Here is a 20,591-nt window from a genome sequence, read left to right as displayed (position 1 = left end):
CGCCCTTGCCTGGCACGGGTTTCAGGCGGTTTTCACCACAATCCTGGCTGGCCTTTCAACGGCCGGCCCTTCAGGCCAGGCACTGCGACAGCCCCTGCTCCAGGATGTCGCGCGGCAGGTCGATGCCGATGAACACCATGCGGCTGGTGCGCTCCTCGCCCTCGGCCCACTCGGGCCCCAGGTCGCTGCCCATGAGCTGGTGCACGCCCTGGAAGATGACCTTGCGGTTGGTGCCCTGCATGTCCAGCACGCCCTTGTAGCGCAGCATGCGCGGGCCATAGACGTTGACGATGGCGCCCAGGAAGTCCTCCAGCCGCGCCGGGTCGAACGGCCGGGTGGCGCGATAGACGAAGCTTTTCACGTCGTCATCGTGGTGGTGGTGGTGCGGGTGGCTGCAGTGCTCGCCATGGGCGTGCGCCTGGTCATGGCCGTGGTCATGGCCGTGGTGGTCGTGTCCGCAGTGCTCGTCGTGCACGTGGCCGTGGTCGTCGTCCTTGAGGAAGTCCGGGTCCACGTCCAGCCTGGCATTCAGGTTGAAGCCTCGCAGGTCCAGCACCTCCGACAGCGGCACCTCGCCAAAATGCACAGCCTTGATGGGCGCACGCGGGTTCATGTGCTTGAGGCGGTGGATCAGCGCGTCCTTCTCGGCCTCGCTGACCAGGTCGGTCTTGGACAGGAAGATCTGGTCGGCAAAGCCCACCTGGCGGCGCGCCTCCTGGCGCTCGTCGAGCTGGGTGTTCGCATGCTTGGCGTCCACCACGGTGATGATCGAGTCCACCAGGTAGGTCTCGGCGATCTCGTCGTCCATGAAGAAGGTCTGCACCACCGGGCCGGGGTCGGCCAGACCGGTGGTCTCGATCACCACGCGCTCGAAGTCGAGCATCTTCTTGCGCCGCTTGGCGGCCAGCAGTTGCAGCGTCTCGCGCAGGTCCTCGCGGATGGTGCAGCAGATGCAGCCGTTGCTCATCTGCACGATCTGCTCCTTCGAGTCGGTGACCAGGATGTCGTTGTCGATGTTCTCCTCGCCGAACTCGTTCTCGATCACGGCTATTTTTTGGCCGTGCGCCTCGGTCAGCACGCGCTTGAGCAGGGTGGTCTTGCCGGCGCCGAGGAAGCCGGTGAGGATGGTGACGGGGATCAGGGACATGGTGCGCAGGTCGGTGCGGGCCGAAGCATTTCAAGAAAAAAGGCCGGCAGCCCTTGCGGGGCGCCGGCATGCAGCTATCGTTCAGATAGCAAACGGGATCATTTACGCCAGTAGCCGTTGGCAGCCGCCACGGTCTGGAAGTTGATGGCCACGACCTGCGAGGCAGCCGTCAGCGCCTCGTGGCTGTTGGCGTACTCGGGGCGCAGCTTGTGCAGCACCTCGGCATCGGGCTGGGTGTACTTCACGCCGCGGCGGCTCAGCGTGATGGCCAGCTCAAAGCCTTGCTGGGGCGTTTCGGTGATGAGCGAGGGCAGCCAGGTGTCGGCCATGGGACGGTCTCCTTTTGGTGGGTGGAAAAATGCACGAGGGATGCTACTTTCACACGCCCGTGCTGTCCGGGCAAGGGTTTTACGGGCCCCGGGCCCGCCGCTCACTCCTCGCCCCCGTCCTTGCGATGTGCGCGCGGGTGCGCCTTGTCGTAGGCCTGCGCCAGGTGCTGGAAGTCCAGCCGGGTGTAGCCCTGGGTGGTGGTGATGCTGGCGTGGCCCAGCAGCTCCTGCACGGCGCGCAGGTCGCCGCTGGACTGCAGCAGGTGGCTGGCGAATGAATGGCGCAGCATGTGCGGATGCACCGGCGTGGCCAGCCCTGCGGCCAGGCTGCGTCGGCGCAGCTGCAGCCACACGGCGTGTGCGCTGATGCGCGCGCCGCGCGTGCCGACGAACAGCGCGTCAGGGTCGAGCCGCGCCACGCCCGCGCCGGCAAACGGCAGGGCGCGCTGCGCCAGCCAGCGCTCGACGGCATCGGCCGCCACCTGCCCCATGGGCACGCTGCGGCGCTTGCCGGCCTTGCCCAGCACGTGCGCCTCGCGTTCGAGCAGGTCGATCCAGCCGCGCCCCTGGCGGTGGGCGGCGCTGCTGGCGACCACGTCCAGCCCGATCAGCTCACCCACGCGCAGGCCGCAGCCATAGAGCAGCTCGACCATGGCCGCGTCGCGCGCCTCCAGCCAGGGGTCCTGCCCGGGCTGGGTGTGCCCGGCCAGGTGCACGGCGTCGTCCACGCCCAGGGCCTTGGGCAGGGGCTTGGCCGCGCGCGGTGCGCGCACGTCGCGCGCCGGGTTGTGGCCGATCAGCCCCTGGCGCGCGGCCCAGGTGTAGAAGCCGCGCCAGCCCGACAGGATCAGCGCGATGCCCCGCGCGCTGCGCCCGCCCGCGTGCATCTGCGCGGCAAAGCGGCGCAGGTGGGCGCTGGTGAGCGACAGCAGCGGCAGCTCCACCTCCGCGGCGTGGGCGCACAGGCGCTGCAGGTCCAGGGTGTAGAGGATGAGGGTGCGCCCGGCCAGGCGCTTTTGCACCCGGGCGTGCTCCAGGTAGGCCCGGGCCTCGGCCGGCAGCGCCGGGCGGCTGGGCGGCGCGCCGGCGGCCTGCGCCTGCGCGTCGCCCCCGGCCGGGCCCGGCGCGCTCATTGCAGGCGCTGCAGCGCGCTGCTGGCCAGCTCGGCCATGCGCACCAGAAAGTCCGTGCCCATGGTGGCGTCGAAACGCTGGGGGTCGGGCGAGCCCAGCACCAGCAGGCCGAAAGCCGGCTCGGCCGCGTTGTCGATGGCGCCGGCGCGCAGCGGCAGCAGCGCCATGGAGCGCACCTCGTCGGGCCGGGGCACCCAGGCCACGGCCTCGAAGCCCAGGTTGGGGCCACAAAACGGCATGGTCAGCGACGAGGCGAAGGCGCGCACGTCGGCGCTGACCTCTTCGGTGAAGTGCGCGCTGGCATAGACGGGCGCGGCCTCCCACAGGCGCAGCGCCACCTCGGGCACGTCGAAGCCGCTGCTCACGCCCTCGGTCACGGCGCGCGGCACGTCGGCGGCGTCGCGCACGGCGGCCAGGCGACAGGCCCACTGCTGCACCTTGGCCGCGATGGCGACGTTCTCGCCGCCGTGGCGCACCATGTCCATGACGCGGTGCTCCAACGCCTTGATCTTCTCGCGCAGCATCTCGGCCTGGCGCTCCTGCAGGCTCACGGCGCGCGCGCCGTGCGGGCTGGTCAGGGTGATGCTGGCCAGCAGCTCGGCATGGCGCTCGAAGAAGCCCGGCGTGCCGGCAAGGTAATGGGCGATGTCGTCTTCGGTGATGGGAGACAGCGGCAGCGCGGGAGCGAGGGCGGAAGGTGAAGTCATGAACGGGGCAGGCAGTCGGAACGGGGGTGACAGACGGGCCCACGATTATCCGGCCGCCGCGCGGCACGCTGCCCATAATGCACCCATGCCCCGCGACAGCCAACACCTTCACCCCCGCCGCACCCCCGTCACCCCCCTGAACGCCGCCACCGTGCTGCTGCTGCGCGACGCCCCTGGCCCGGACGGGCGGCCGGCCCTGGAGGTGCTGATGACGCGCCGCTCGGCCAAGGCCAGCTTCGTGCCCGGCGCCTATGTTTTCCCCGGCGGCGGCATCGAGGCGCAGGACGCCGCGCCCGAGGCGCACGCCCTGGCCGACCGGCGGCCGGCGCAGACCGGCCAGCAGCTGACCGAGGCCCTGGCCGCGCTGCGCGAGAGCTTCGAGGAGCTGGGCATCCTGCTGGCGCGCCACCCCGACGGGCGCTGGGCCGGGCCCGAGGACATCGCCGCCCTGGACCGCAGCGCCCCGTTTGCCGCGCAGGTGGCCGCGCACGGCCTGCGCCTGGCGGCCGACGCCATGTACCAGCTGGCGCACTGGACGGCCGACCGCAACCTGCCCAAGCGCTTTGCCGTGCCCTTTCTCGTGGCGCGCATGCCCGAGGGGCAGGAGCCGGTGGCCGACGAGTCCGAGCAATTCGAGCCCGTCTGGGTGCGCCCCGAGGACGCGCTGGCGCGCCACGAAGCCGGGCAGTTCTTCATGATCTTTCCGACCATCCGCACGCTGCAGCGCCTGGCCACCTACGCCGATGTGCAGGCCGTGCTCGATGCCGTGGCGCACGAGCAGCCGCTGTGGGTGACCGTCCCGCGCTCAGGTCTGGTGGCGGGCAAGGTCGAACACTTCATGGAGCACGACTCCCCCTACGGCGAGCTGGCCCTGGTCTGCCCCGACGGGCACCACCAGCATCCGCTGGACTGGCAGTGCGAGCGCGTGCTGCCGCTGCTGAAGAACGTGCAGCGCCTCACGGCCCCCAACCCGGGCGTGATGACGGGGCCGGGCACCAACAGCTACCTGGTCGGCGAGCCGGCCACGGGCTACATCGCAATCGACCCTGGCCCGGCCGAGCCCGAGCACATCGAACGCCTGTGGCGCGCCGCCGGCGGTGACATCCGCGCCATCGTCTGCACGCACTCGCACCCCGACCACTTCCCCGGCGCGGCGCCACTCAAGGCCCTGGTGGCCGCGCATGGCCGCGCCGCCCCACCCATCCTGGGCCTGCCCTCGGCCGCCACGGCGCGCGCGGCCAGCCGCTTCACGCCCGACCGCGCGCTATCGAATGATGAGCTACTCGTCCTTGAGGGACAAGGGCCGGAGGGCAAAATCACCCATACCCTGCAGATCGTGCACACGCCCGGCCATGCGGCCAACCACCTGTGCCTGATCCTGCGCGAGGACGGGCTGCTGTTCTCGGGCGACCACATCCTGAACGGCAGCACCACCATCATCGACCCGCCCGACGGCAACATGGCCGACTACCTGGACTCGCTGGCGCGGCTCGATGCCCTGTGCGCCCGGCATGGGGTGGAGTTCATTGCCCCGGCCCACGGCTACGTGCTGTGCGATGCGCGCCGGGTCATTGCCGGCCTGCAGGCCCACCGCCTGGCGCGCGAGGCCAGGGTGCTGGCCGCCATGCAGGCCCGGCCCGACGGCAGCATCCAGGACTGGGTACGCCTGGCCTACGACGACGTGCCGCCGCGCATGTGGCCGCTGGCGCAGCGCTCGTTGCTGGCGCACGTGGAGCGCATCCGCATGCTGGAGCCGGGCAACAACCTGACAGAGCTGACATGACGGCCCCGGACGAGACGCAGGCCATCCGCCTGTCCAAGCGCCTGGCGGCAGACCTCGGCTGCTCGCGCCGCGAGGCCGAGCTGTACATCGAAGGCGGCTGGGTGCAGGTCGACGGTCGGCTCGCCGAGGAGCCGGGCCTGCGCGTGCGCCCGGACCAGCAGGTGCAACTGCAGTCCGGCGCCCGGGCCGAGGAGGCCCCGCCCGTCACGCTGCTGCTGCACAAGCCGCCGGGCTACGAGGCCGGCCTGGGCGGGATCGAGCCCGGCGCCCACGCCAGTCGCAGCCGCGGCGCACCCGAGGCGCTGACCCTGCTGCAGCCGGACAGCCTGCACGCCGAGGGCGGGCCGCCCGTGCGCGTGCTGCAGCGGCACTTCCGGCAGCTGCAGTGCCACACGCCCCTGCCCACCGAGGCCAGCGGGCTGGTGGTCTATACGCAGGACCGGCGCATGGCGCGCCGCCTGGCCGAGGACATCGAGACGCTGGAGCAGGAATGCATCGTGCAGGTGACCGGCCGGATCGCCGACGGGGGCCTGCAGCGCCTGTGCCACGGGCTTGAGTTCAATGGCCGGGCCCTGCCGCCCATCAAGGTCAGCTGGCAGAGCGAGCAGCGCCTGCGCTTTGCCCTGAAGGGCATCCGCCCGGGCCAGGTGCCGGCCATGTGCGCGGCCGTGGGCCTGAGCGTGGTGGCGCTCAAGCGCCTGCGCATCGGCCGCGTGGCGCTGGCGCCGCTGGCCGAGGGGCAATGGCGCTACCTGCGGCCGTGGGAGCGGTTCTGAGTCAACCCTTTTGCTCTCAAAAAAATAGCTGCATGCCTTTTATTTGCAAGGGTTTGCAGCTACTTTTGACCAAAAAAATGTGAAGCACGCCTGTACGCCGGATTCTGTGCACCCGGGCCGTCTTGCGACAACCTGGGCGTGACCGCCATTACTCTGGGCCGGGGGTCGCCCGCCCGGCTCGATGCCACCTACCCGCACACTCCGGGGGCCCCGTCAACGTGTGCCTACTTGGTGTTGCTGCGCGTAGAGATTGCCCGTTTCACCCCGAGCGGGCTCGATGCCCGCTCGGACTCGTCTCTGTTGCTCTGATCCTCACCTCGCGGTGGGCAGCCGTTAGCTGCTACGCCGCCCTGTGCAGTCCGGACGTTCCTCCAGTGCCTGGTTTCCCAGCTTGCACCAGCGGCGGTCCGGCGTGCTTCACAAGGGCGCGATTATCCGCTGGCAGCGGGCAGCCCGGCATGCCGCGCGGGAATATCGATATCACGCGCAGTCAGCCGTTGTCCGCCACAATGGCCGGCACCTTTTTCTCGTCCCCCTCTACCGCGGAGCCCTGCATGCGAATCGACAACATCCTGCAAGCCATCGGCAACACCCCCCATGTGCGCATCAACCGGCTGTTCGGGCCGGGTGCCAACGTCTGGGTCAAATCCGAGCGCGGCAACCCCGGCGGCTCGATCAAGGACCGCATCGCCCTGGCCATGGTCGAGGCGGCCGAGCGGGACGGCTCGCTCGCGCCCGGCGGCACCATCGTCGAGCCGACCAGCGGCAACACCGGCATCGGTCTGGCGCTGGTGGCCGCCGTCAAGGGCTATAAGCTGGTGCTGGTCATGCCCGACAGCATGTCCATCGAGCGCCGCCGGCTGATGCTGGCCTATGGCGCCAGCTTCGACCTGACGCCCAAGGAAAAGGGCATGAAGGGCGCCATCGCCCGTGCCCAGGAAATCGTCGCCGCCACGCCCGGCGCCTGGATGCCGCAGCAGTTCGACAATCCGGCCAACGTCGAGGTGCACGCCCGCACCACGGCGGCCGAGATCGTGGCGGATTTTCCCGAGGGACTGGACGCCCTAATCACCGGCGTGGGCACCGGCGGGCACATCACGGGCGTGGCGCGCGTGCTCAAGGCGCGGTTCCCGCAGCTCAAGGTCTTCGCCGTCGAGCCCACGGCCTCGGCCGTGATCTCGGGCGGCGAGCCCGGGCCGCACCCCATCCAGGGCCTGGGCGCGGGCTTCATCCCGAAGAACCTGGACACCAGCCTGCTCGACGGCGTGATCCAGGTCGATGGCGAGCCGGCGCGCGAGTACGCGCGGCGCGCGGCGCGCGAGGAAGGCCTGCTGGTGGGCATCTCCTCGGGCGCGGCGCTGGCGGCGATTGCCCAGAAGCTGCCCGAGCTGCCCCAGGGCGCGCGCGTCCTGGGCTTCAACTACGACACGGGCGAGCGCTATCTGTCGGTGGAAGGCTTCCTGCCGGGCTAAATCGGCCTGCGGCGGCCACGAGGGAGCCGCGCCTTTGCGGCCGGGCGCACGCGGCCTGGGGACCAGCGCAGTCAAGCGCTTGGTCCCCCGTCCTACAGTGCGCAGGGCGGTGACCGCCAAGAATCGGTCCACTTGTCCTCCGGCTGGTCCCGGTCCGCCATGGCCGGCCGCCCGGGGGACCACGGACCGCAATGAACCCCAATACCCCCCCCTCTTCCTCGCGCATGGCGTTCAAGGTGCTCACCGTGAACGTCCACAAGGGCTTCACCTCCTTCAACCGCCGCTTCATGCTGCATGAGCTGCGCGAGGCCGTGCGCCAGGTCGCATCCGATGTGGTGTTCCTGCAGGAGGTGGTGGGCACGCACCAGCGCCATGCCCGCCGCGTGCGCAACTTCCCCACGCAGCCGCACTACGAGTTCCTGGCCGACTCGATCTGGACGCAGTACGCCTATGGCCGCAATGCTGTCTATGACAGCGGCCACCACGGCAACGCGCTGCTGTCGAAGTTCCCCATCGTGCACTACGAGAACCACGATATCTCGGTGGCCGGCCCCGAGCGCCGGGGCATGCTGCATTGCGTGCTGCAGCCGCCCGAGCTGGCCACGCCCGTGCACGCCATCTGCGTGCACCTGGGGCTGCAGGAGGCGCACCGCCACCAGCAGCTGCACCGCGTGGCGGCGCTGGTGCGCTCGCTGCCCGAGGACGACCCGGTGGTGCTGGCCGGAGACTTCAACGACTGGCGCGGCCGCGCCCACGGGCTGCTGGCACGCGAGGCCGGGCTGCGTGAGGTCTTCGTGCATTCGTTCGGGCGCGCGGTGCGCACCTTTCCCGCGTCCATGCCCCTCCTGGCGCTGGACCGCATCTACGTGCGCGGCGTCTCGGTGCACCTGCCCGTGGCGCTGCCGCGCCGGCCCTGGAGCCGGCTGTCGGACCACGCCCCCCTGGCCGCGGAGCTGGTGCCATGAGTGCGCGCCCCCAGACCCGCCCCGGGCGCCGGCGCCCGCCGCGCTCCTCACGCTGGGTGGCGGGCAACCAGTTCGAACTGCTGGAGAACGGCGAGGAGTTCTTCCCGCGCGTGTTCGACGCCATCCGCGCCGCGCGCAGCGAGGTGCTACTGGAGACCTTCATCCTCTTCGACGACAAGATCGGCCGCGCCCTGCATGCCGCGCTGCTGGCCGCCGCCGAACGGGGCGTGGACGTGCACGTGCTGGTGGACGGCTTCGGCTCGCCCGACCTGCCGCCGCCCTTTCTGGCCAGCCTGGTGCAGGCGGGCGTGCATTTCCGGGTGTTCGACCCGGGCGGACGCCGCCTTTTCGGGCGGCGGCTGAACGTGCTGCGGCGCATGCACCGCAAGATCGTGGTGGTCGATGGCGAGCTGGCCTTCATCGGCGGCATCAACTACTCGGCCGACCACGTGGCCGACTTCGGCCCCGAGGCCAAGCAGGACTGGGCGGTGCAGGTGCGCGGGCCCGTCGTAGCGCACATCCAGCGCTTTGCCCGCTGCGCCGTGCTGCCGCGCGGCGAGGAGCGCCGGCGCAAGCTGCGTGCGCCCCTGCCCGAGCTGCCCGCGGCCGGACCGGCCGACGCCATTTTCGTCACGCGCGACAACGACCTGCACACCACCGCCATCGAGCGCCACTACCGCATCGCCCTGCGCGCGGCGCGCAAGCGCGTGGTGATCGCCAACGCCTACTTCTTCCCCGGCTGGCGCCTGGTGCGCGAGCTGCGCCGCGCCGCCCGCCGGGGCGTGGACGTGCGCCTGATCCTGCAGGGCGAGCCCGACATGCCCATCGTCAAGACGGCCGCCAGCCTGCTCTACGACCACCTGCTGCGCGCGGGCGTGCACATCTACGAATACTGCGAGCGGCCGCTGCACGGCAAGGTGGCGCTGGTGGACGACGAATGGTCCACCGTGGGGTCGAGCAACCTCGACCCTTTAAGCCTGTCGCTGAACCTGGAGGCCAACGTGATCATCCGCGACCGGGAGTTCAACGCGCTGCTGCACCGGCGCCTGGAGCGCCTGATGGCCGACAGCTGCACCCAGGTCGAACCCCAGCCCAAGGGCGCCTTCGAGGGGCTGCGGCTGCTGCGCGGCTACTGCGTCTATCACCTGGTGCGCTGGTTCCCGTCCTGGGCGGGCTGGCTGCCGCGCCATGCACCCACCATCTCCCTGGTGCAGCCGGAGCCTGAGCATGCCGGCAGCACCCGCTGAAGGCCGGGCGCTGGCCGCGCAGGGCCGCTGGCGCGCCCTGCTGGCCAGCCGCGGCTGGCGCTGGGCGGGCGGCGCGGCCATGGCCGCGGTGGCGCTGCTGGTGGTCTGGCTGCTGGTGCGCCAGGCCCTGCAGGTGGACTGGCCGGCGGTGTGGCAGGCGCTCAGGCAGCTGCCGCCGCGCACGCTGCTGCTGGGCGCGCTGCTGGCCTGGGCCAGCCACCTGGCCTACGGCTGCTTCGACCTGTTCGGGCGGCACGCCATGCGCCACCCCTTGAGCGTGGCGCGCACCATGGCCATCACCCTGATCGCCTACCCGTTCACGCTGAACCTGGGTTCGCTCATCGGCGGCGTCTCGGTGCGCTATCGGCTGTACTCGCGCCAGGGCCTGAGCGTGGGGCAGATCGCGCAGGTGGTGGTGCTGTCCATCGTGACCAACTGGGTGGGCTACTTCCTGCTGGCCTGCGTGGTCTTCTGGGGCTGGGCGCCGCCACTGCCCGAAGGCTGGCACCTGGGCCCGCAGCAGCTGCGCTGGCTGGGCGTGCTGCTGGCGGGCGTGAGCCTGGCCTACCTGGCCCTGTGCGTGCTGCGCGGTGGCCAGGCCCTGGTATTTCGCGGGCGCAGCCTGCCGCTGCCGACCTGGCGCGTGGCGCTGCTGCAGCTTGCGATCTCCAGCGTCAACTGGTCGCTCATGGGCGGCGCGGTGTGGGCGCTGGCGCAGGGCCAGGCGCCCTACCCCGCGGCGTTGGCCACCGTGCTGCTGGGCGCGGTGGCGGGCCTCGTGTCGCGCATCCCCGCCGGCCTGGGCGTGCTGGAGGCCGTGGGCACGGCCGTGCTGTCGGCGCACATGCCGGTCAGCGCGGCGCTGGCGGTGGTGCTGGCGTTTCGGGCGCTGTACTACCTGGCGCCGCTGGCCGTGGCGGCGCTGGCGCTGCTGGCAACCGAGCTGCTGTGGCGCAGGCGGACGGGAGCGGAAGGCGCGGAAGGCGCGGCGTCGGGCTGACGGGGTGGGCGGGGCGGCCCTCACCCCTGCCCTCTCCCAGAGGGAAAAGGGGTGCAACCCCGCATCAGCTATCGATGTTGCGCTATCAAAAAAGAAACGGCGGATGAAAACCGTTCAGCCGGACCTGCGCCGCAGCGCGGCAAAGTCGGGGGCGCGCTTTTCCAGAAAGGCGGCTATGCCCTCGCGCGATTCCTCGGTGGCCTGCGACAGCGGCATGTACAGCGCCTCCAGCGCCATCTGCGCGTCCAGCCCCTGCTCGGGCGCCATGCGGCACAGGTGCTTGATGCGCGCCATGGCGAGGTCCGGGCCGGCGGCGAGCTGCCCGGCCAGCGCCAGCGCCGTCGGCAGCGCCTGCCCGGGCTCGGTGAGGCGGTTGACCACGCCCAGCTGGTGCATGCGCTCGCCGCCCACGCGCTCGCCGGTCAGGCACAGCTCGGTGAGCACCTGGCGCGAGACGAACTGGGCCAGCAGCGCCGTGGCGCCGCCGTCGGGCGTGAGACCCACCTTGACGTAGGCGGCGGAAAACACGGCATTGCGCGCCGCCACCAGCAGGTCGCCCGCCAGGGCCAGCGACAGACCGGCGCCGGCGGCCGCGCCCTCCACGGCCACGACGATGGGCTTGGGGCAGTCGCGCAGCGCGCGCACCACCTCGTGCAGCGCCTCCACGCGCTGGCGCCGGGCGGCCTCGGGCAGGTCGCGGCGCGTGGCCAGCTGGCGCAGGTCGCCGCCGGAGCAGAAATGCCCGCCCTCGCCCGTGAGCACGATGGCGCCCACGCCGGGGTCGGCCCCGGCCTGCCTGAGCGCCTCCAGCAGGGCGGCGTAGAGCTCGGGCGAGAGCGCATTGCGCGCGCCCGGGTTGTCGATGGACAGCACCAGCACCGCCCCCTCGCGGCGCAGCGCGAGCGGCTGGCCTGCGGACTCGGCGGGCGCCATCAGAAGATCTCGAACAGGCCGGCCGCGCCCATGCCGCCGCCGATGCACATGGTCACCACGCCCCACTTGACGCGCTCGCCGCGCTGCCGGCGGCGCTGGCCTTCCAGCAGCAGATGGCCGGTCAGGCGCGCGCCGGTCATGCCGAAGGGGTGGCCAATCGAGATGGCGCCGCCGTTGACGTTCAGCCGGTCCATGGGAATTTGAAGCTGGCGCTGGCAGTACAGGGCCTGCGAGGCAAACGCTTCGTTCAGCTCCCACAGGTCGATGTCCTGCACCTTGAGGCCGGCGCGCTCCAAAAGGCGCGGCACGGCAAAGACCGGGCCGATGCCCATCTCGTCGGGCTCGCAGCCGGCAATCGCCAGGCCGCGGAAGGCCCCCAGGGGCGACAGGCCCAGGCGCTCGGCCTCCTTGCCCTCCATGATCACGCAGGCCGCCGCGCCGTCGGACAGCTGCGAGGCGTTGCCGGCGGTGACGGACTTGCCCGCGCCCTTGACGGGCTCCAGCTTGGCCAAGCCTTCCAGGGTGGTGGACGGCCGGTTGCAGTTGTCCATGGTGGCCACGGCCTCACGCCAGGTGACCTCGCCGGTTTCTTTGTTCTTTTCCGTCATGCGGGTGGCGCAGTGGACGATCTCGTTGTCGAACACGCCCGACTGCTGCGCCGCCGCCGTGCGCTGCTGGCTCTGCAGGGCAAAGGCGTCCTGGTCCTCGCGCGAGATACCGTAGCGCTGGGCCACCACGTCGGCGGTGTCGATCATTTCCATGAACAGCTCGGGCTGGTGCTCGACCAGCCAGGGGTCGAGGTGCGCGGTGCCGCTGCGCCCGGCGGGGTTCAGCAGCGAGATGCTCTCGGCCCCTCCGGCGACGATGGCCGGCACGCCTTCGAGCATCACCCGGCCGGCGGCCACGGCAATGGCCTGCAGGCCCGAGGCGCAGAAGCGGTTGATGACCGTGCCGCCCACCGACACCGGCAGGCCGGCGCGCAGGGCGGTCTGGCGGCCGATGTTGCGGCCCATGGAGTTTTCGGGATAGCCGCAGCCCCAGATCAGGTCTTCGATCAGAGCGGGATCGATGCCCGAACGCTCGACGGCGGCGCGCACGGCAAAGGCCCCCAGCGCGGGGCCGGGCGTGGCGTTGAATTCGCCGCGGTGCGCCTTGGTCAGCGGCGTGCGGGCGGTGGAGACGATGACGGCTTCGCGCATGGGGGGACCCTGGTGGTGGTTGATTGATAAAAAATTGATAGCTGTTGGCGCTTTATTGACGCTGGCTGAAGGCGTTTTTTGCCTTGCTCCTTCCCCCTCTCGGGGAAGGTGGGGATGGGGGCCGGTGGGTGCTGGCACGCCGTGTCGCGAGCCCATCGTCGCTGCCCCCACCCCTGCCCTCCCCCACAGGGGGAGGGAGTGGGATCAATCAGGCGGCGCGGTTCAGGCTGTCGAAATCGCGGCCTTCGGCCACCAGCTTTTCCAACAGCGGCGTGGGTGTCCAGAACAGCGGGTCTTGCCGGGCGAACTCGCGGATGTCGGCCAGCACCCTGGGCAGGCCCTGCATGTCAGCCCACTTCATGGGCCCGCCGCGCCAGCGTGGAAAGCCGTAGCCGAACAGGAAAGTGGCGTCAATGTCCAGCGGCCGCAGGGCGATGCCCTCCTGCAGCACCTTGGCCCCCTCGTTGACCATGGCCGCCATGTAGCGGCGCACGATGTCCTCGGGCGTAAAACTGCGCGGCACAACGCCCTTGCGGGTGCGCTCGGCGTCGGCGATGGCCAGCACCTCGGGGTCGGGCTGGCCGGTGCGCGCGCCCTCGGGGTAGAGGTACCAGCCGCGCCCGGTCTTCTGGCCGAACCAGCCGCGCTCGCACAGCCGGTCGCCCACCTCCACGTAGCGCGCGCGCGGGTCACGCTGCGGCGCACGGCGCTTGCGCGTCGCCCAGCCGATGTCGCCACCGGCCAGGTCCACGACCTGGAAGGGCCCCATGGCAAAGCCGAAGTCGCGCAGCGCCTGGTCCACCTGGTAGGGGCTGGCGCCGTCCTCGACCATGTGGTCGGCCGCCTCGCGGACCACGGCCAGGATGCGGTTGCCGATGAAGCCGTCGCACACGCCTGCGCGTACGGGCACCTTCTTCATGCGCCGCGCCAGGGCAAAGGCGGTGGCCACCACATCGGGCGCCACGCGCGCGGGCACGACGATCTCCAGCAGCCGCATGATGTGGGCCGGGCTGAAGAAGTGCAGGCCGATCACGTCCTGCGGCCGGCCGGTGGCGTCGGCGATGGCCTCGATGTCCAGGTAGGAGGTGTTGGTCGCCAGCACCGCGCCGGGCCGGCAGACGCGGTCGAGCTCGGCGAAGACGGCGCGCTTGACCTGCAGGTCCTCGAACACGGCCTCGATGACCAGGTCGGCGTCGGCGATGTCCTCATAGCGCGTGCTGGTGCGCCAGCGCGCAAGCCTGGCCTCGCGCGCCTCGGGCGCCAGGCGCCCGCGCGCCACCAGGGCGTCATAGACCTTGCGCACGTTGGCGCGGCCGCGCTCCAGGGCAGGCTCGTCGCGCTCGAGCAACGTGACCGACAGGCCCGCATCCAGCGCCGCCACGGCGATGCCGGCGCCCATGGTGCCCCCGCCGATGACGGCCACGCGCTCGACCGGGCGCGCCGGGGCGGCCTGCGCCTCGGGCACCTTGGCCACCTCGCGCTCGGCAAAGAAGGCATGCACCAGGCCGGCGCGCTGCGGGCTGTCCAGGCACTGCAGGAACAGCGCCCGCTCGCGCGCCAGGCCCTCCTCGAACGGCAGGGTGAGCGCGGCGCGCACGCATTCAATGATGCGCTGCGGCGAGAACAGGCCGCGCGACTTCTTCGCCGTCTCGGTGGCCAGGGCCTCCAGGCCGGCCAGGGCGCCATCGGCGTCGGGCACGGGCAGCGCGCCGGTGCGGCGCGGGCCGGCGCCCTGGGCCAGCAGCTCCCGGGCCCAGGCCAGGCCGGCGGCGGCCGGGTCGTCGCCCTCGACCAGGCGGTCCACCAGCCCGGCGGCCAGGGCGGCACGCGCGGCCAGGGGCTTGCCCGAGAGCATCAGCTCGGCGGCCGGCAGCGCCCCCATCAGGCGTGGCGCGCGCTGCGTGCCGCCGGCGCCCGGCAGCAGGCCCAGGTTGACCTCGGGCAGGCCCAGCTGCGCGCCCGGCAGGGCCAGGCGGTAGTGGGCAGCCATGGCCACCTCCAGCCCGCCGCCCAGCGCCGCGCCGTGAATCGCGGCGATGACGGGCTTGGACGAAGCCTCGATGCGCTGGCAGACCTCGGGCAGGCTGGGCGGCTGCGGGGGCTTGCCGAACTCGCGGATATCGGCGCCGGCGATGAAGGCGCGGCCCGCACCCACCAGCAGCAAGGCATGGATGGCCGCGTCGGCCTCGGCCTGTTCGATGGCCGCCAGCAGGCCGGCGCGCACGGCCTGGCCCAGGGCGTTGACGGGCGGGTGGTCGATGCGCGCCAGCAGCACGGGGCCGTGCGTTTCGGTGGTGACGACCGGGGGGGTTGGGGCGCCGGGCGCGGCGGCTTGCGACATGTCTGGGTCTCCTGGAGCAGTGCGGCCGGGCCGCAGCCCGGGCATTCTGCATAGGTCAACCGCTCTTTACAATCACATGAACCATTGACAATCCGTCAAGCACCATTTGACATATGGACCTGCAATCCCTGGCCCTGCTGGTGGAGATCATCGACAGCGGCAACCTGAGCCAGGCCGCGCGCAAGCTCAAGATGAGCCGGGCCAACGTCAGCTACCACCTGATGCAGCTGGAAAAATCGGTGGGCGCGCAGCTGATCCGCCGCACCACGCGCCGCGCCGAACCCACCGAGCTGGGCCTGCGCCTGTACGCGCACGGGCGCGCCATCCAGGGCGAGATGCTGGCCGCGCGCGAGACCATCGCCAGCCTCGGCCAGGGCCTGCAGGGCCGCGTGGGCCTGAGCGTGCCCAGCGGCTACGGGCAGATCGTGATGAGCGACTGGCTGATCGAGTTCAAGCGGCTCTACCCAGGCATCGTGCTGGACGTGCTGTTCGAGAACCGCGCCGACCACCTGCGCGACGAGGTGGACATCGCCGTGCGCGTGGTCGAGGAGCCGCCGCCCTCCACCGTGGCGCACCGCCTGGGCACGGTGCGCTACGTCGCCTGCGCCAGCCGCGCCTGGGCGCAGCAGCACGGCCTGCCGGCCATGCCCGAGGCGCTGGCCGCGGCGCCCCTCATCACCGCCGGGGTGGTCGGCCGGCCGCTGCGCCTGTCGGCCTACCGGGGCGAGGAGCGTCAGGAGGTGCTGCTCGAACCCACGCTGGTGTCCGAGCACTTTCCGTTCCTGAGACAGGCCATCCTGGCCGGCCTGGGCGTGGGCCTGGTGCCCGACTACGTGGTGCAGCAGGAATTGGCCAGCGGCGAGGTGCTGGCCGCGCTGGACGGGTACCGGCTGAGCATCTTCGGCACGCAGCTGTGGCTGCTGTACCTGCCGCACCGCCACCAGACGCGCGCGGTGCGCACCTGCATCGATTTCCTGCGGGGCAAGGCCGCAACCGCCTGAGGCGCCGGGCTTGCCTCGCCCTCACGCGAAGCGCCGCGCGGCGATCTCCAGCAGGCCGTCGAAGATCAGGTTCTCCACCAGCTCGAACGGCCGCGTCATGCTGGGCGCCATCTTCCAGCCGGCGCCGCCGGTCATCATGCAGGCCGGCTCCTCGCCGCAGTGGTGCCGCAGGTGCTGCACCATGCATTCCACCGCCCCGGCGATGGCGTAGGTGCCGCCGCTGGTCAGCGCGTCGCTGGTGTTGGTGGGAAACGGGCGCACCTCGCCCGTGGGCACGTGCAGGCCGGCGGTGCCCGACTCGAGCGCGCGCAGCATGATGCCGTGGCCCGGCAGGATCAGCCCGCCCAGGAAGCGGCCCGAGGCGTCCAGCGCCTCCACCGTCACCGCCGTGCCGACCATGACCACCACCAGGGGGCGCGCCGGGCCGCGCGCCAGCAGGCGGTGGCGTGCGCCGATCATGGCCACCCAGCGGTCGGCCCCCAGGCGCATGGGGTGGTCGTAGCCGTTGACCACGCCCGCCTCCTCGGGCTGCGGCACGACCCAGCTGGCGGTCACGTCCCACAGCTCCATCTGCTCGGCCACGCGGCGCTTGACGGCGTCGCCCGCGACCACGCAGCCCAGCATGCGGGTGGGCGTGGGCAGCTGCGCCCAGGGCCCCTCGGCCAGGCGTTCGATGTGCTCGAGGAATTCGACGCCGTGCGCGCGCGGCACGGCGCCCGGCTGTGGCGTGTCGAACAACGCCCACTTCAGCCGGGTGTTGCCCACGTCGATGGCCAGAAAAGTCATGGCGCGGATTATCGTGAGTTTTGCCGGGCGCCCATGGGCCGTCCATCGGGCGCCGCTGGCATGGCCGCCGATGGGGCGGCGGGGGTTTATCCGACAGGCGCACCCCCACGCCCCTCACTACAGTGGCCCGGCGTATCCATACGCGTCAAATGCAACCACAAGGAGTCAACGATGGGACTGTTCAATTTCGTCAGGGAGGCCGGAGAGAAGCTGTTCGGCGGCAAGGACGCGCACGCCGCCACCCCGGCGGCCCCGGCCAGCACCAGCGCAGCCCCGGCACCCGCCCCCGCGGCAGGTGCCCCGGCCCCGCAGGCCGCCGCCCCGGCACAGGACGAACTCAATGCCCGCGCCGGCAAGGCCATCGAGGCCTACGTGGCCTCGCAGAACCTGGGCGTGAGCGATGTGAAGGTGAAGTTCGAGGGCCCCGAGGGCAAGGTGACCGTGACCGGCACCGCGCCCACGCAGGCGGCCAAGGAGAAGGTGACCCTGTGCTGCGGCAACGTCGCTCACGTGACCAGCGTGGACAACCAGATGACGGTGTCCAACCCCGAGCCCGAGGCCCAGTACCACGACGTGGCGCGCGGCGACACGCTGAGCGCGATCGCCAAGAAGTTCTATGGCGACGCCAGCAAGTACCCGGTGATCTTCGAGGCCAACAAGCCCATGCTGAGCGACCCGGACAAGATCTACCCCGGGCAGAAGCTGCGCATTCCGCCGCTGGGCGGCAAGTGAGCCGGGCCGCGCCCGCTCAGCCCTGACGCCAGGGCAGGCCGCGCAGGCGCCAGCCGCCCACGCGGCCGCGCCGGCCCTGCGCGTCCAGCGCGCCTTCGAAGCCTTCCAGGATGTTGTAGGCCTCGATGCCCAGCCCGGCCGCGCAGCGCGCGGCAGCCACCGAGCGCACGCCGCTCCTGCACAGCAGCACGGCCTTGCCGCCCGGGGGCACGCTGCTGCGCAGGGCGGCGCCGAAGTCCGGGTTCACGGCCATGCCGGGCCACTGCTTCCAGGCGATGGCCACGGCGCCGGGCACCTGGCCTACCCACTCGCGCTCGGCGTCGGTGCGCACGTCCACCAGCACGGCCTCGCCCGCCTGCACCCAGCGCCAGGCCAGGTGCGGGGCGACGTCGCCGGCGTAGCCTTCGGCGGGCAGGGGGTGGTCGGGCAGCGGGTCGGGGGTGGATGCGGGCGCGTTCATGGCCGGGCATTGTGGCAGGCGCCGCGCGTCACTCCCACAGCGACGCCGGCTGCTCGCGCAGGGCGCGGCGCAGCGCCGCGTGGTCGGGCACCACGCTGGCCACGGTGCTCCAGAAGCGCGGGCTGTGGTCCATGTACCGCAGGTGCGCCAGCTCGTGCGCCACGACGTAGTCGATGATCTCGGGCGCGTAGTGCATCAGGCGCCAGTTCAGCCGGATGGAGCCGTCGATGCGGGCGCTGCCCCAGCGCGAGCGCGCGCTGGACAGGGTCAGCCGCGTCCACTGCACGCCCAGGAGCGGCGCGAAATGGTCCAGCCGGGCCGTGAAGTGCTCGCGCGCCTGGCGCAGCAGCCAGACGTGGGCGGCGCTCCTGATCTGGGCCGGCGCCGCGTCGGGGGGCAGGGCCAGCACGAGGCGGTCGGTGGCGCCGTCCGCCAGGCGGGTGGCCGGCCCCGCAGCGAGCACGATGGTCAGCGGCCGGCCCAGGCAGGGCAGCACGGCGCCCGCGGCCCAGGCGATGCGGCTGCTTTCCAGGCGCTGCTGGTATGCGCCCTGCTCGGCCAGCTTGCGCACGATCCAGCCGGCCTTGGCCTGCAGCGCCGCTTCGATGGCCGGGAGGCTGGCCGCCTGCGGCGCCCGCACCGACAGGCCCGCGCCATCGACCCGAAACCCGATGCTGCTCCGGCGCGCGCGCTGCAGCAGATAGGCCACCTCGCGCCCCTCAAGGGCGATGGCGCGGTTGGCCTCGGGGTGGCGCAGCGTCATGGCGCGCGGGCGGCCTCAGCCGCCGGCCTGCGGGGCGGATGCCTGCAGGCCGGGATAGGCCTCGGGGTCGAGGCGGCGCATCTCGCCCTCGATCCAGGCCTCGACCTCGGCTATCAGCTCGTCGTGGCGGCGCCCGGTGCTGGCGATGGGCGCGCCAAAGCTCACCTGCACCACACCCGGCCGCTTGACGAAGGCCTTGGGCGGCCAGACGCGCGCGGAGGTGACAGCCACGGGGATGACGGGCACGCCCGCGTCGATCGCCAGGCGCGCGCCGCTGCTCTTGTAGTCGCCTTTTTGCCCACGCGGGATGCGCGTGCCCTCGGGGAACATGATGACCCAGTGGCCCTGCCCCAGGAGCTTGCGCCCCTGCTGCAGCACGCGGGCAAAGGCGCGCGTGGGCTTGTCGCGGTCGATGTGGATCATGTCCAGGCTGCCGATGGACCAGCCGAAGAACGGCACCTTGAGCAGCTCTTTTTTGAACACGTAGGCCAAGGGACGCGGCAGCAGCGCGGGCATCAGGAAGGTCTCGTAGGCCGACTGGTGCTTTACCAGCAGCACCGCGCCGCCCGCGCCCTGCAGCGGCAGGCGCTCCATGCCCTGCACCTGCGTGCGGATGCCCAGCAGCCAGCGCGCGGAATCCACGCTCAGCTTGAGCCAGGCGCGCGCCACGCGGTAGGCCGCGCTGCTGCTGCCGGTGATCCAGCGCGCCAGCAGCACACCCAGGGTGTAGGGAATGACGGTAATGACCATCACCAGCAGATGCAGAACGGAGCGGATCAGGGCCATGAAATATCAATGAATGGTTAAAGAAAACAGGCCTCAGCCCTTGTCTGTCAACGACTTTCAGCTATGCATTTCATAGAACGCACCAGCCTCAGCCCAGCAGCGCATCGACCGCCGCCGCCAGGCTGGCGTGCGCCCGGGTGCCGGCAGGCCAGGCCGGCGTCAGGGGCGCGGCCGGGTCCAGCACCGCCGCGGCGCCCGTGCAGACCAGGTGCAGCTGCGCGCCCAGCGGGGCGCCGGCCTGCAGGTGGTCGAGGCAGCTGCCGATGACGGCCAGGTCGCGCCCCTCCAGGGCGTAGCGGTCGCGGATCTGCTGCAGCAGACCGGAGCCGGGCTTGCGGCAGGTGCACGGCTCGTCCGGGGCGTGGGGGCAGTAGAACACCGCGTCGATGCGCCCGCCCAGCGCCGCCAGCTCGCGGTGCATGCGGGCGTGGATGGCGACCATGGTGGCAGTGTCGAGCCGCCCCGTGCCCAGCCCCGGCTGGTTGGTGGCCAGGACCACGTGCCAGCCCGCCTGGTGCAGCCGCGCCAGGGCCTCCAGTGCGCCCGGCAGGGCCTGCCACTGCGCGGGCGTGGTGACGGGGTCGCCCGCCCAGGCGTTGAGCGTGCCGTCGCGGTCGAGGATGGCGAGTTTCATGCCTGCAGATTATTCACGCCCGGCCCGCAGGCCTGCACGCGCCCGGGGAAAGTCGGCATCGCTCATTCCTGGCCCGTCCAGCCGGTCACGTAGCGCCCGTGAAAACGCCCACGCGCCCAGGACAGCCGCAGCGTCTGCCCGGCCGTCCAGCCGGCGGCGGCCGCATCGCCGATCAGAACCTGGCGGGGCGGCTCGCCCTCGGGCTGCAGCACGACCAGCGTGCCGCCCGTGCTGCGCAGGCTGGGCGTGACGGCGCGGCTGCCCAGCACCTGGGCCGCCAGCGGCGCGGGCTGCGGTTGCAGGCCGCGCAGGTTCAGGTGCTGCACCAGCAGGCCCGCGGCCGCGGCGGCGCAGGCCAGCAGCCACAGCGCCGCCGCCAGGCGCCAGGCCGCGCGCG

Annotated in this window: 20 protein-coding genes, 1 other RNA gene and 1 pseudogene; 8 read left to right on the top strand and 14 right to left on the bottom strand. The window is 71.9% G+C overall.

Going from position 1 to position 20,591, the window contains the following annotated elements; all coding sequences use genetic code 11:
- Positions 1–70: 70 nt before the first annotated feature.
- The 4 genes from RT051_RS03335 to RT051_RS03320 form a co-directional block, all read right to left on the bottom strand.
- Positions 71–1,147, bottom strand: coding sequence for a GTP-binding protein (locus RT051_RS03335; RefSeq protein WP_313071677.1), 1,077 nt, complete (start codon positions 1,145–1,147; stop codon positions 71–73).
- A gap of 98 nt (positions 1,148–1,245) precedes the next feature.
- Positions 1,246–1,476: a hexameric tyrosine-coordinated heme protein gene (locus RT051_RS03330; RefSeq protein ID WP_313071672.1), complete on the bottom strand. Its 231-nt coding sequence runs from the start codon at positions 1,474–1,476 to the stop codon at positions 1,246–1,248.
- 101 nt (positions 1,477–1,577) lie between these two features.
- Entirely contained in the window at positions 1,578–2,609 is a 1,032-nt protein-coding gene (locus RT051_RS03325) for a tyrosine recombinase XerC (RefSeq protein WP_313071670.1), read from the bottom strand.
- On the bottom strand, positions 2,606–3,316 hold the full coding sequence (locus tag RT051_RS03320) for a DUF484 family protein (RefSeq protein WP_313071664.1): 711 nt from the start codon (positions 3,314–3,316) through the stop codon (positions 2,606–2,608). Before RT051_RS03320 ends, RT051_RS03325 begins: the two co-directional genes overlap by 4 nt.
- An 85-nt stretch (positions 3,317–3,401) precedes the next feature.
- On the opposite strand from RT051_RS03320, the gene RT051_RS03315 reads away from it, so the two are divergent.
- Entirely contained in the window at positions 3,402–5,099 is a 1,698-nt protein-coding gene (locus tag RT051_RS03315) for an MBL fold metallo-hydrolase (RefSeq protein ID WP_313071660.1), read from the top strand.
- Entirely contained in the window at positions 5,096–5,875 is a 780-nt protein-coding gene (locus tag RT051_RS03310) for an RNA pseudouridine synthase (RefSeq protein ID WP_313071655.1), read from the top strand. Before RT051_RS03315 ends, RT051_RS03310 begins: the two co-directional genes overlap by 4 nt.
- Positions 5,876–5,952: 77 nt before the next feature.
- Here RT051_RS03310 and rnpB read toward each other — a convergent pair.
- Positions 5,953–6,294: RNase P RNA component class A (rnpB, locus tag RT051_RS03305), an RNA gene on the bottom strand.
- A gap of 135 nt (positions 6,295–6,429) precedes the next feature.
- On the opposite strand from rnpB, the gene cysK reads away from it, so the two are divergent.
- The 4 genes from cysK (at position 6,430) to RT051_RS03285 (ending at position 10,559) form a co-directional block, all read left to right on the top strand.
- Complete coding sequence (gene cysK / locus RT051_RS03300; protein ID WP_313071649.1) at positions 6,430–7,347, top strand: cysteine synthase A; 918 nt, start codon at positions 6,430–6,432, stop codon at positions 7,345–7,347.
- 191 nt (positions 7,348–7,538) lie between these two features.
- Positions 7,539–8,312 (top strand): endonuclease/exonuclease/phosphatase family protein, encoded by a 774-nt coding sequence (locus tag RT051_RS03295; RefSeq protein ID WP_313071643.1) that lies wholly within the window; start codon positions 7,539–7,541, stop codon positions 8,310–8,312.
- On the top strand, positions 8,309–9,559 hold the full coding sequence (gene clsB, locus RT051_RS03290) for a cardiolipin synthase ClsB (RefSeq protein ID WP_313071639.1): 1,251 nt from the start codon (positions 8,309–8,311) through the stop codon (positions 9,557–9,559). Before RT051_RS03295 ends, clsB begins: the two co-directional genes overlap by 4 nt.
- Positions 9,540–10,559 carry a YbhN family protein gene (locus RT051_RS03285; protein WP_313071635.1) on the top strand — a complete coding sequence of 340 codons (1,020 nt, stop codon included), beginning with the start codon at positions 9,540–9,542 and terminating at the stop codon, positions 10,557–10,559. The genes clsB and RT051_RS03285 overlap by 20 nt, the downstream gene beginning before the upstream one ends.
- Before the next feature lie 114 nt (positions 10,560–10,673).
- On the opposite strand, the gene RT051_RS03280 is transcribed toward RT051_RS03285, so the two are convergent.
- The 3 genes from RT051_RS03280 to RT051_RS03270 form a co-directional block, all read right to left on the bottom strand.
- A complete protein-coding gene (locus RT051_RS03280; RefSeq protein WP_313071631.1) occupies positions 10,674–11,492 on the bottom strand; it encodes an oxepin-CoA hydrolase, alternative type in 819 nt (272 codons plus the stop codon).
- Positions 11,492–12,691, bottom strand: coding sequence for an acetyl-CoA C-acyltransferase (locus RT051_RS03275; protein ID WP_313071627.1), 1,200 nt, complete (start codon positions 12,689–12,691; stop codon positions 11,492–11,494). The genes RT051_RS03280 and RT051_RS03275 overlap by 1 nt, the downstream gene beginning before the upstream one ends.
- Before the next feature lie 208 nt (positions 12,692–12,899).
- Entirely contained in the window at positions 12,900–15,032 is a 2,133-nt protein-coding gene (locus tag RT051_RS03270) for an FAD-dependent oxidoreductase (protein WP_313071622.1), read from the bottom strand.
- 113 nt (positions 15,033–15,145) lie between these two features.
- On the opposite strand from RT051_RS03270, the gene RT051_RS03265 reads away from it, so the two are divergent.
- The gene (locus tag RT051_RS03265; RefSeq protein WP_313071618.1) at positions 15,146–16,033 is read left to right on the top strand and encodes a LysR substrate-binding domain-containing protein; all 888 of its coding nucleotides are present in this window, start codon (positions 15,146–15,148) and stop codon (positions 16,031–16,033) included.
- Positions 16,034–16,054: 21 nt separating this feature from the next.
- Here the strand turns inward: RT051_RS03265 and RT051_RS03260 are convergent, their stop codons facing one another.
- Positions 16,055–16,819, bottom strand: a complete 765-nt coding sequence (locus RT051_RS03260; RefSeq protein ID WP_313071613.1) for a type III pantothenate kinase — start codon at positions 16,817–16,819, stop codon at positions 16,055–16,057.
- A 171-nt stretch (positions 16,820–16,990) separates the two neighbouring features.
- On the opposite strand from RT051_RS03260, the gene lysM reads away from it, so the two are divergent.
- Positions 16,991–17,551 (top strand): peptidoglycan-binding protein LysM, encoded by a 561-nt coding sequence (lysM, locus tag RT051_RS03255; protein WP_313071609.1) that lies wholly within the window; start codon positions 16,991–16,993, stop codon positions 17,549–17,551.
- Between the two features lie 16 nt (positions 17,552–17,567).
- Here lysM and RT051_RS03250 read toward each other — a convergent pair whose 3' ends face one another.
- The 5 genes and pseudogenes from RT051_RS03250 to RT051_RS03230 all read right to left on the bottom strand — a co-directional run.
- On the bottom strand, positions 17,568–18,011 hold the full coding sequence (locus tag RT051_RS03250) for a rhodanese-like domain-containing protein (protein WP_313071604.1): 444 nt from the start codon (positions 18,009–18,011) through the stop codon (positions 17,568–17,570).
- 28 nt (positions 18,012–18,039) lie between these two features.
- Positions 18,040–18,774, bottom strand: coding sequence for a SprT family zinc-dependent metalloprotease (locus RT051_RS03245; RefSeq protein ID WP_313071600.1), 735 nt, complete (start codon positions 18,772–18,774; stop codon positions 18,040–18,042).
- A gap of 15 nt (positions 18,775–18,789) precedes the next feature.
- On the bottom strand, positions 18,790–19,560 hold the full coding sequence (locus tag RT051_RS03240; protein ID WP_313071595.1) for a lysophospholipid acyltransferase family protein: 771 nt from the start codon (positions 19,558–19,560) through the stop codon (positions 18,790–18,792).
- A gap of 88 nt (positions 19,561–19,648) precedes the next feature.
- Positions 19,649–20,194: an HAD-IIIA family hydrolase gene (locus RT051_RS03235; protein ID WP_313071591.1), complete on the bottom strand. Its 546-nt coding sequence runs from the start codon at positions 20,192–20,194 to the stop codon at positions 19,649–19,651.
- Between the two features lie 62 nt (positions 20,195–20,256).
- A pseudogene (locus RT051_RS03230) lies at positions 20,257–20,591 on the bottom strand (hypothetical protein); the annotation flags it as partial.

Origin of the sequence: Melaminivora sp. (genome assembly GCF_032059615.1) — a bacterium.
Classification (GTDB): Bacteria; Pseudomonadota; Gammaproteobacteria; order Burkholderiales; family Burkholderiaceae_C; genus Melaminivora.
This window is presented reverse-complemented; position numbering and strand designations above follow the sequence as displayed.

What these genes read in the sequence shown, in the direction of transcription:
- RT051_RS03265 (WP_313071618.1), top strand. Translation starts at nt 15,146, where the DNA reads ATGGACCTGCAATCCCTGGCCCTGCTGGTGGAGATCATCGACAGCGGC.
- RT051_RS03310 (WP_313071655.1), top strand. Translation starts at nt 5,096, where the DNA reads ATGACGGCCCCGGACGAGACGCAGGCCATCCGCCTGTCCAAGCGCCTG.
- RT051_RS03270 (WP_313071622.1), bottom strand. Translation starts at nt 15,032, where the DNA reads ATGTCGCAAGCCGCCGCGCCCGGCGCCCCAACCCCCCCGGTCGTCACC.
- RT051_RS03325 (WP_313071670.1), bottom strand. Translation starts at nt 2,609, where the DNA reads ATGAGCGCGCCGGGCCCGGCCGGGGGCGACGCGCAGGCGCAGGCCGCC.
- RT051_RS03295 (WP_313071643.1), top strand. Translation starts at nt 7,539, where the DNA reads ATGAACCCCAATACCCCCCCCTCTTCCTCGCGCATGGCGTTCAAGGTG.
- clsB (WP_313071639.1), top strand. Translation starts at nt 8,309, where the DNA reads ATGAGTGCGCGCCCCCAGACCCGCCCCGGGCGCCGGCGCCCGCCGCGC.
- RT051_RS03235 (WP_313071591.1), bottom strand. Translation starts at nt 20,194, where the DNA reads ATGAAACTCGCCATCCTCGACCGCGACGGCACGCTCAACGCCTGGGCG.
- RT051_RS03335 (WP_313071677.1), bottom strand. Translation starts at nt 1,147, where the DNA reads ATGTCCCTGATCCCCGTCACCATCCTCACCGGCTTCCTCGGCGCCGGC.
- RT051_RS03315 (WP_313071660.1), top strand. Translation starts at nt 3,402, where the DNA reads ATGCCCCGCGACAGCCAACACCTTCACCCCCGCCGCACCCCCGTCACC.
- RT051_RS03260 (WP_313071613.1), bottom strand. Translation starts at nt 16,819, where the DNA reads ATGACTTTTCTGGCCATCGACGTGGGCAACACCCGGCTGAAGTGGGCG.
- cysK (WP_313071649.1), top strand. Translation starts at nt 6,430, where the DNA reads ATGCGAATCGACAACATCCTGCAAGCCATCGGCAACACCCCCCATGTG.
- RT051_RS03240 (WP_313071595.1), bottom strand. Translation starts at nt 19,560, where the DNA reads ATGGCCCTGATCCGCTCCGTTCTGCATCTGCTGGTGATGGTCATTACC.
- RT051_RS03285 (WP_313071635.1), top strand. Translation starts at nt 9,540, where the DNA reads ATGCCGGCAGCACCCGCTGAAGGCCGGGCGCTGGCCGCGCAGGGCCGC.
- lysM (WP_313071609.1), top strand. Translation starts at nt 16,991, where the DNA reads ATGGGACTGTTCAATTTCGTCAGGGAGGCCGGAGAGAAGCTGTTCGGC.
- RT051_RS03280 (WP_313071631.1), bottom strand. Translation starts at nt 11,492, where the DNA reads ATGGCGCCCGCCGAGTCCGCAGGCCAGCCGCTCGCGCTGCGCCGCGAG.
- RT051_RS03245 (WP_313071600.1), bottom strand. Translation starts at nt 18,774, where the DNA reads ATGACGCTGCGCCACCCCGAGGCCAACCGCGCCATCGCCCTTGAGGGG.
- RT051_RS03275 (WP_313071627.1), bottom strand. Translation starts at nt 12,691, where the DNA reads ATGCGCGAAGCCGTCATCGTCTCCACCGCCCGCACGCCGCTGACCAAG.
- RT051_RS03250 (WP_313071604.1), bottom strand. Translation starts at nt 18,011, where the DNA reads ATGAACGCGCCCGCATCCACCCCCGACCCGCTGCCCGACCACCCCCTG.
- RT051_RS03330 (WP_313071672.1), bottom strand. Translation starts at nt 1,476, where the DNA reads ATGGCCGACACCTGGCTGCCCTCGCTCATCACCGAAACGCCCCAGCAA.
- RT051_RS03320 (WP_313071664.1), bottom strand. Translation starts at nt 3,316, where the DNA reads ATGACTTCACCTTCCGCCCTCGCTCCCGCGCTGCCGCTGTCTCCCATC.